The organism is Mesorhizobium sp. M4A.F.Ca.ET.020.02.1.1 (genome assembly GCF_004022645.1).
Taxonomy (GTDB): Bacteria; Pseudomonadota; Alphaproteobacteria; order Rhizobiales; family Rhizobiaceae; genus Mesorhizobium.
In genome coordinates this window covers 1-8,366 of the sequence record NZ_RZOI01000210.1, presented here as the reverse complement: position 1 = coordinate 8,366, position 8,366 = coordinate 1, and the positions used below count along the sequence as shown (strand labels likewise).

The 8,366-nt window shown below is 61.4% G+C and carries 3 protein-coding genes; 1 reads left to right on the top strand and 2 read right to left on the bottom strand.

Annotation, left to right across the window (positions count from 1 at the left end):
• A partial coding sequence (locus EN742_RS15340; protein WP_245492329.1) for a hypothetical protein occupies positions 1-5,889 on the bottom strand: 5,889 nt, incomplete at its 3' end.
• Positions 5,890-7,439: 1,550 nt separating this feature from the next.
• Between EN742_RS15340 and EN742_RS15335 the strand changes: the two genes are divergently transcribed.
• The gene (locus tag EN742_RS15335) at positions 7,440-8,144 is read left to right on the top strand and encodes a TetR/AcrR family transcriptional regulator (RefSeq protein ID WP_128332986.1); all 705 of its coding nucleotides are present in this window, start codon (positions 7,440-7,442) and stop codon (positions 8,142-8,144) included.
• On the opposite strand, the gene EN742_RS38730 is transcribed toward EN742_RS15335, so the two are convergent.
• A partial coding sequence (locus EN742_RS38730) for a N,N-dimethylformamidase beta subunit family domain-containing protein (RefSeq protein ID WP_348632860.1) occupies positions 8,074-8,366 on the bottom strand: 293 nt, incomplete at its 5' end. The genes EN742_RS15335 and EN742_RS38730 overlap by 71 nt on opposite strands.

Genomic DNA, 8,366 nt, shown 5'->3' with positions numbered 1-8,366 from the left:
GCCGGAAACCTTGCTGTTTGCGCCGATGCGCGCCGTCGTTGTCTCGGTCAGCACTGTTACGGCGACCGAACCGGCGACCGCCGCCTGCGCGGAAGCCGCGCCGGCGGCGGCGATGATCAGCACCTCATCGGTGGAAATCGCCGACACGGAGAGGCCGTTGGCGCCGCCGGTGACCACATCGGCGTCGCCATAGAGCTCCGCCTTCACGTCGTCGAGATGGACAAACACGGTTCCGGAAACGCCGATGCCGGCGCTTTGGCCGAACGCCGCCGCGCCCGCCAGCAGGAACACGTCCGCATCGCCGGTGGCCGTCACGGAGACATCTCCGCCGGCGCCCAGATGCGATTTGTTCAGCGCGCTGCCGGCCTCGACGAAGGCCTGCGTCGATGTGTCAAGATAAAGCACGCCGACCGACGCCGCGACGCCGGCCGAGCCGCCGGCGCTGCCGCCGAACGTCGCCGCGATCGAAGTGATGTCGTCGAAGGAGTCGGCGTTGATGACGATGTTGCCGGCCGACGTATCCAGATCCGCGCCGCCGCCCATCCAGGCGCTGGTGTTGCGCGTGATCACCTGCACGTCGAGGCCGATGCCGACGCCGGCATTGCCGTTCAGCGTCAGGCCGATGCCGCCCGCCCCGCTGACCACGGTCAGCAGGTCCGTCGCCTCGATCTTGATGCCGGTTCCGGCCTCGAGGTCGGAGTTGTCGTTCACCGAGGCGTGCGTCTCCATGAAGATCACGTTGACGCTGGACGAACCGCCGACGGCAAAGCCGCCGGACGCACCGGCGATGCCGGCGGCGAAGCTGGTGACGGCCAGCGAGCCGATGACAGGCAGGTTTTCCGTGACCGGCAGCAGTTCGGCATGCGAGGTGACGTTGATCGCGCCCTGCGCTTCGGCGTCGAGATTGATGCCGGTCTCGGCCTTGGTGCTGAGATCGTTGACGATGTTGACGGTGACCGCGATGCCCACGCCGCCACCGCCGCTGCCGGTGCTCAAGGCCGCACCGCCGGCCAGGTTCTGCATTTCATTGAGACTGACGGCGCCGATCTCGATGTTGCCGGTGTTGGCGTCGAGATCGACATTGTCGCCGACCGATGCCAGCGTGTTGACATCGAGATAGTTGATGCCAACCGAGCCGCCGATCGCGGTGTTCTTGGAGACCGCACCGGAGAGGGCGCGCGCCTGGAACGTGTTCTTCTGGCCGTTGGCGGTCGCGGCGCGGACCTCGATCGATCCAGCTGTCAGATCGGCGCCTGCGCCGATCATCGCGTTGTTGTCGAGGAGGACGATGTTGAGACCGACCGCGGCGGCGACGCCGGTATTGGAACTGGTGTTCGTAGAGGTCGCCGTGGCCAATGCCCGCGCGTCGGTCGTGCTGATTGCCTCGACCTTCATCGCACCAGTGCCGGAGATCGTCACGTTGCCGGCGATCTGCGCCTGGTTGTCTGCATCGAGGAAATTGACGGCGATCGTTGCCGCCACGTTGGTGCCACCGGAGCCATTGCCGCCCTGCGTACCCTTGCCGGTCTGCGCATTGCTGTTGCCATCGGCCTGGCCAAGGCTGCCGCTGCCGCTCTGCGTCGGCGTCTTGGTGCCGCCGCTCTGGTTCTTGGCCATCTCGGTCTGGTTGGTCGTCTCCTGATCGGAGTTGGCACTATCCGTTGTGCCATCGGACTTCTTCGTGGATTGGCCCTTCGAACTCGCCTTGGACTCTGCCTTGGTGTCGAGTGTCGAGGTCGCGGTGATCGTCACCGTGCCGACATTCTGGAAATTGCGGCCGAGGAATGCGTCGTTGGTGACTTCGCCGATGTTCAGCGCAATCGACGCGCCAACGCCAACGCTGCTGCCGGCAGCTTCGCCATCGGCAAGCGTGTGAACCGTCCCGGTGTGCGACGCTTGCGCGGCCAAATTGCCCGTCAGCGTGATCGCTGCGCCGCCGCCGGTGCCGATGTGCGCATCCGTATCGTTGTCGACATAGGCGACAGCGATCGCGCCGCCGATACCGGTAGCGCCTTGCGCGCCGGCCTTGGCCGTCGTCGTCAGCGTGTCATTGGATGTCGCGGTGACCGTGAAATTGCCCGTCGTCCCGCTAACCGTCTCGCCGTCCTCGACGCCAGCAACAGTGCTGTTCAAGCCGATGCCGAGCGCGATCGATGCGCCGACGCCGACGCTGCCCGAGCCGCTGCCGGCCCCGGAGGAGGTCGCCGTCGTCGTGGTTTCGGTCGTGTTGATCGCCGTGAGCAGGACGTTGCCGCCGGTCAAGGTGACCGTCGCGGCGCCACCTGCCGGCTGATCGGCATGGTCGAGACCAATCACGCCTAGCGTGTCGGTATCGGCGAAGCTCAGCGCGAACGAGCCGGCCACGCCGATATCGCCACCGCTGGCACCGGAGGTCGACTCGGCGCCGAAACGATGCGTCACGTCACCACCGACGTTCTTCATCTTCGCTTCGGCTTTCACCCCGTCGGCGGTGATGATGCTGCCCGCCCCGATCGATGCCTCGTTGCGCATTGTCGCGATATTGATCGCCACGGCGACACCGACAGCGGTGCCGCTGTCGCTCGTCTTTGCTGTGCCATCGGCTTCCGCCGTCGCGTCCATGTTGTTGGACGACTGCAAATTGAGTTCACCGACGCCGGCGCCCTCGCCGGCAATGACCGTGCGCCCGTCATTGATCGACGCCACCGCGACCGACGACGAGACGTTGAGAGCAAGTGCTGCCGCGACGCTGACATCGCCGCCGCCACTGCCGCCTGAACTGTTGGCCGACTTGCTGACGCTGTCGCCATCATTCGACTTGCTGTTGGCCAGATCGACTTCCTTGTCGCGTTGATCGTCGGGCTTGGTGTTGCCGTCTTCGTTTTCTTCGGCGCCAGCCGCGCTGGCGATCGATTCCGCCTTGCTGGAGCCGTCATTGGCGGCCGACAGGCTGATCGATCCGTTCGAACGAAGATTGCGGTTCGAGGTCGAGAACGCCCGGTTGTCCACGAAGGCAAGCGCAATCGCCGCGCCGATCGCCGTCGAGCCGATGGCATCCCCATCGGCCAGCGTCGTGCTCACGCCGTGATTGCTGGCGCTGGCCGTCAAATTGCCGGTGATGTCGAGTTCGCCGCCGGAACCGATGGACGACTCCGTGTTGTTGTCGATGACGTCGATCGCCACCGCACCGCCAATACCGACATCGCCGCCTTCCGCACCCGCTTCCGCCGTGGTCGCAGCGGTATGGGCGCCAGTCGCGGTCATGGTGATAGCATCGCCGGCAACGATGGCCGCATTGTTGCGGATCGACGCCGAGGTGGAATTGTCGACGATGGTCAGGGCCACCGAACCACCGATGCCGAGTTCACCCGCGGCGCCGCTTGCGTCGTCAGGAACCGCATCGGTCTGGACGTTGGTGGTGGAGTTGGCGGTGAGCGACAGATCCGCGCCATTCAGATCGATCGAGGCGTTTGCCGCGACGTCGGCGGAAGCCTCGGTGATAACGATATTGATCGCCAGCGAACCGGCCACCTGCGTCTTGGAGCCGTCGCCGGCGCCAGAGGTCGCCTGAGCGACGAAGCTGTCGCCGGCCGCAATCGTGGCGCTCAATGACACCGCACTCGCCGACAGCGACGAGGTGCCGCCGAGATAGCTGCGCGTCGTGACGTCGGCGATGCTCAGCACAACCGCAACGCCGATGCCGGTCGCGCCGTTAGCGGAGGAGTTCGTGTTGGTGCCGTCTGCCGTCGCCGTCACCTTGTCCGTCGATTGCGCGGTCAGCGTGATCGCGCCACCGGACGTGAGGGTCGAAGCCTGAACGAAGGCTTCGGTCGTCGGCCGATAATCGGACACCGTCACTGCGCCGGCAAAGGTGATGTCGCCGCCGCTTGTCGTCGCCTTGTCGGACGTATTGCTGTCCTTGTTGGGGTCCTTCAGACGCTCCTCGGATTCGTTGTCACCGCCTGCACTTTGGTCCGATCCGCCTGCCGTCGACCTGGCAATCGTCGTAATGTTGCTCGTCAGCGTCGCGCCGAGCGCGATCGAATCCGGCGTATTGCCGGCATTTGCGCCAATCGTCGAGCCGCCCGAGACATTGGCGCGGGTTGTCGCATTGACTTCCGAAACCGCAACGCTGGCGCCCTTGCCGCCGCTACCGCCATCGGCCTCGGTGGTCATCGTCAGATTGCTGGTCGCGGTCAGCGACACCGCGCCCGAGACGCTGAGCACGCTGCCGGCGAGCACTTCGGTGATCGCGTCGCTGACCAGAACGGTGACGGAAACCGCCGCATCCTTCTTTTCATCGTTGTCGGAACCGGCATCGGACTCGTCCTTTGCGGTCAGCGTCACGGTTACGGTGCTCGACGCCGACAGGCTGGCCGCGGTCACATCGGTGCTGCTGAACTTGACCCGTGCCTCGGGCAAGATCGTCGCGATGACACCCGCGAGCGGCCCAACCTCGGCAGTCTCGGCCTCGACATTGGCTGTCGCGGTTGCGGTGAATTGAGCCGCGCCCGTCACGATGATCGTGGCGCCAGTGAGGTCGATGATCGCCTCCGGGGTCGCGAAATACGCGCCACCCGTGATTTCTCCATCATCCGCCGCCGCCGCAGTCAGGGTCACCGAACCGGCATTGACGGTGCTGGAAACGCTAATCTTCTCGGCATTGACGTTGACTGCGCCGGCAGTCAGCGTCCCGGAGATCGTCACCTCGTCCTTGCCGTCCTGGGCGTTAACGAAGAGCGCGGCCGAACCAAGGTTCACCGCATTGATGGTCAAGGTATCCTTTGAAAGAATAGGAATGCCCAGATCATCGCCGAGATTGATGGTGAGGCTGGTGCTGGGTTTGTTGAAAGTGATCGATTCGAATGTCGGAATGAGGGAATCCGACGACAGCGTCAGTGTCGCGCCATTATCGCTCAGGGTCGCTTCATCGTCGGCATTGCTGGTTGTGATGACCCGGTCCGCAACGACACTGTTGTCGATGATCGGTTCAAGTCCGTCATAGTGGAGCACGACGCCGTCACGGATGATTGTTCCCGACGTCTGCCCGGTGGCCACATACTTCACCGAGGCGAAGGTGCCACCGTCGAGAACCATGCTGTCGAAGCCGGCATCGCCACCGGCCATGACGCCGCTCAACTTTCCGGCCGCACCAACAAAGAAGGTGTCCTCGTTGCCGGCTGAACCAATCAGGTTCTCGACCGTAACGAAGGACACCCCAGCAACATGACCCGAACCGTCGCCAGTAAGATGCCAATCGGTGTCCTGCGGAGGCCCGACAACGGCGTCGCTGCCGGCGCCGCCACTCAACAAGACCTTGCCAGCCAATGCGGGGTCGATCTCGTGCAGCACGAAGCTGTCGTCACCCGCCCCCGCGTCAACGGTCAACGAGAGCGCAGGAACTGCAAACCTGTAGGCGATCAGATTGTTGGAGGTTCCGGCGTCAAGCACCGCCAGATTGTCATCTGAACCATCTGAACTGCCGATGCGGATCACCCGCGCCTGCCCGGAACTGTCGGCATAAATTCGCTCGCTGGCCGCTGTATCATCCTCGACCGCGCCAACGCTCGCCAGGCCAATGCTATGGGTCAACGCGCCGGCTTGCGCGGTAATGCTTCCTGACTGGCCGGTGTCGGTCGCGAGCCGCACGGCGTCGAAGCTGCCGCCCGTCATAGCAAGCGTATCGTTGCCGGCACCACCGTCGAAGCGTACGTCGAGCGCCGCCAGGAAGTTTTCGCCGAAGTCGATGGTGAGCTTGTCGTCGGCGGCGGTGCCGCGCACCACGATATAGTCGACCTGCTGCGCGTTGCGCTGGTCGATCAGCGTATCCGTCTTGTTGTCATAGATCTGGATCGTCTGGATCAGATTGTCATAGCGCAACGAATAGTCGGCCCCGGCCAGGTCGTTCATGTCGACCGCGAAAGGCACGACGTCGGCCGACAGCAGATAGCGCGCCTCAAGAGCCTCAAGCGCCAGGTTCGGCAGATCTGATGTTTTGCTGGGCCGTCGGGCTCGCCCCGGTGAGCGCCTCAGGAGCGAACTCGCCAGCCAACGACCAAATACGCCAGGGACTGGCGCCTCTTCTTTGCTGGCTAATATAAATCTCTTCTGGAAAGCGTCAAAAAAGGCTGGCCGCGACAAAATGTTCATTTTGCCCCCCCGACATATGACCGCAGATTTATGAATGTATGATAGAGTTCTAACGTACATCCGAAAATTCTTGAACGCAATACAACTCACACAGCAGCGATGTGTCTATATTTATGTAAAATTTGTGACAATATAGAATATTTGTGTATATCGCGATATATTCCGTTATTATGCATTGCCAATTGCTGAACACTGTAAATATTATGCTTATCACTCCAACGTCTATCTCGGATTTAGTTTTTTTATATTTCCATAGTTTAAGAATTTCTTAGCGAAAGAAACACAGATCGCCTCTTAAAATATTGGCAGATCCTGGGAACTCAGCGACAGCTTCCGTAACGGCAGGCACGAAATCCAAATAAGGAGCCCGGCACGAATGTCGCGCCAAGCGAACCGATGTCACTGAGACAGGGGGCGTGATGGCACAGTACGTGCGGAATTCCGGTTCGCGGTCTTGCGTGACCAGTTCCGACCGATGACGACTGAGGAATCATCTATTCTCTGGATAGATGATTCACATGGATTCTCCCGAATATTGTCATATATTCTTCCTAGGCGGCGCTTTCCATAGCAATTTCAAGACTTAAGCCATCAAAACAATGCCGCCAGCGCGCGAATTCACCTGCGATATGCCACCGAGCCCTCTTGAGCGCCGTGAATATACCGGAAATACCGTTGGATTTTGTTGCCGCCTTCTATGCCGCCAGGCAACCAATCAAAATCTGGCTTTTTAGAATCAATAGCTTGCCGGTGTCCAAGTCCTACCGGTGACGCAGTGCCGATAGTCAACAAGGCCGCAGATAAACCGCATGCTCTACGCTAAAATAGCCCCTTCGCCGAATTTCGCAGGTCTTCCCTCTACTCGATTGTCTCCAACCCAAATAAGCCATTGACGTTGCTGATTTTTTTTCTTTGTTTGCGCCTAGATATCCGACGCACTGGCCGCCAAAAACTTACGGTATTGATTTCAAAGATAAATTCTTGACGGAATCTTTTTCGAGGTTTCGCGGACTATCGATATCAATCGAGCGTTTTCTTTCTGTGCGCGAAGGAAGCTGGGATTCCATCTCGTGAAAAAGTACCATCAACCGGCCCTTGGGCTGATCGCTGGACTGCAACTGTGACGCAAAAGAGTGCAGGGTAAACAGTGTGCTTGAGCAAACTATCGGCACTGCCGCATAATTACGATGTTAAGCGTCGGCCAGGCCGTAGGACATTCGAGCTGCGGCAGGTGGCCGCGCTTCCGTCGACATCGCTGGGAGCCAGATACCTCGCTTGACGCTGTCGTTTCGCTTGCCTAATCCACTTCCATGTCAAAGACGGAAGATTCCAAGGAAGGGCGGCGACCAGCGCATCGCGTCCGTGCCGTCCCAGACACGCCTCGGCGCGAGGAAAAGCGCGCCGAGCGCCGCCGTCAATTGATCGAAGCCGCCCTGGAAGCAATCGCAGAGCGTGGATTTGCGGCCTGCACCGTTTACGACATCGCCCGGCACGCCGGCCTCTCCCATGGTCTGGTCAACTTCCATTTCGACAGCAAGGAAAGCCTGTTCGAGTGCGTGATCGACATGCTGGCCGCAGAGTTTCGCGCGGCCTGGCAGCTTGCCTTGCAGCATTCAGAAGCCGGCACGGTGGAGCGCGTGAAGGCCCTGGCGTTGGCTCCATTGGACAAGGCGATCTGCTCGCGCAGCAAGCTGTCGGTCTGGTTTGCCTTTTGGGGAGAGGCCGGGCCGCGTCGGCGCTACCGCGAGATAAGCCTCGAATTGGAACGAGAATATCTCGCTGCCCTGACCGAGGCGCTGCGGCAGGCAACCGGGCATGCCGCATCCGACGCCGCAACCGACGCAAGCCTGATCAGCGGCTTGTGCGACTCTCTTTGGTTGGAGATGCATCTTGGCCAGAGCGCATTGTCAGTTCAGGCCGCCAGGTTGCGGATGACCAAGGGGCTCACCCGTCTCCTCCCGGACCTGAAGCCTGAGGGAAAGCGAACGGCCTCGGATCAGCAAAGCGCCGGATAGCGTTTTCAGTTAACCGACCGACATCGGTCCGTCCCTGCTCGGCGGCCATCGCCGCTCCCCAGGCGATCGAACCCGTGGAGAAGACCGCACCCCCGGCCGGTGTTTCGAAGAAGGTCAGGTCTGCCCTGACCCTGGCGTTCACGTCGCCCGTGGTCGCCGAATGCAGGAATACCACTTCCTCCGGCGCAAGGTAGTAGCCGGCTCCCAGCATGGTGGACGATG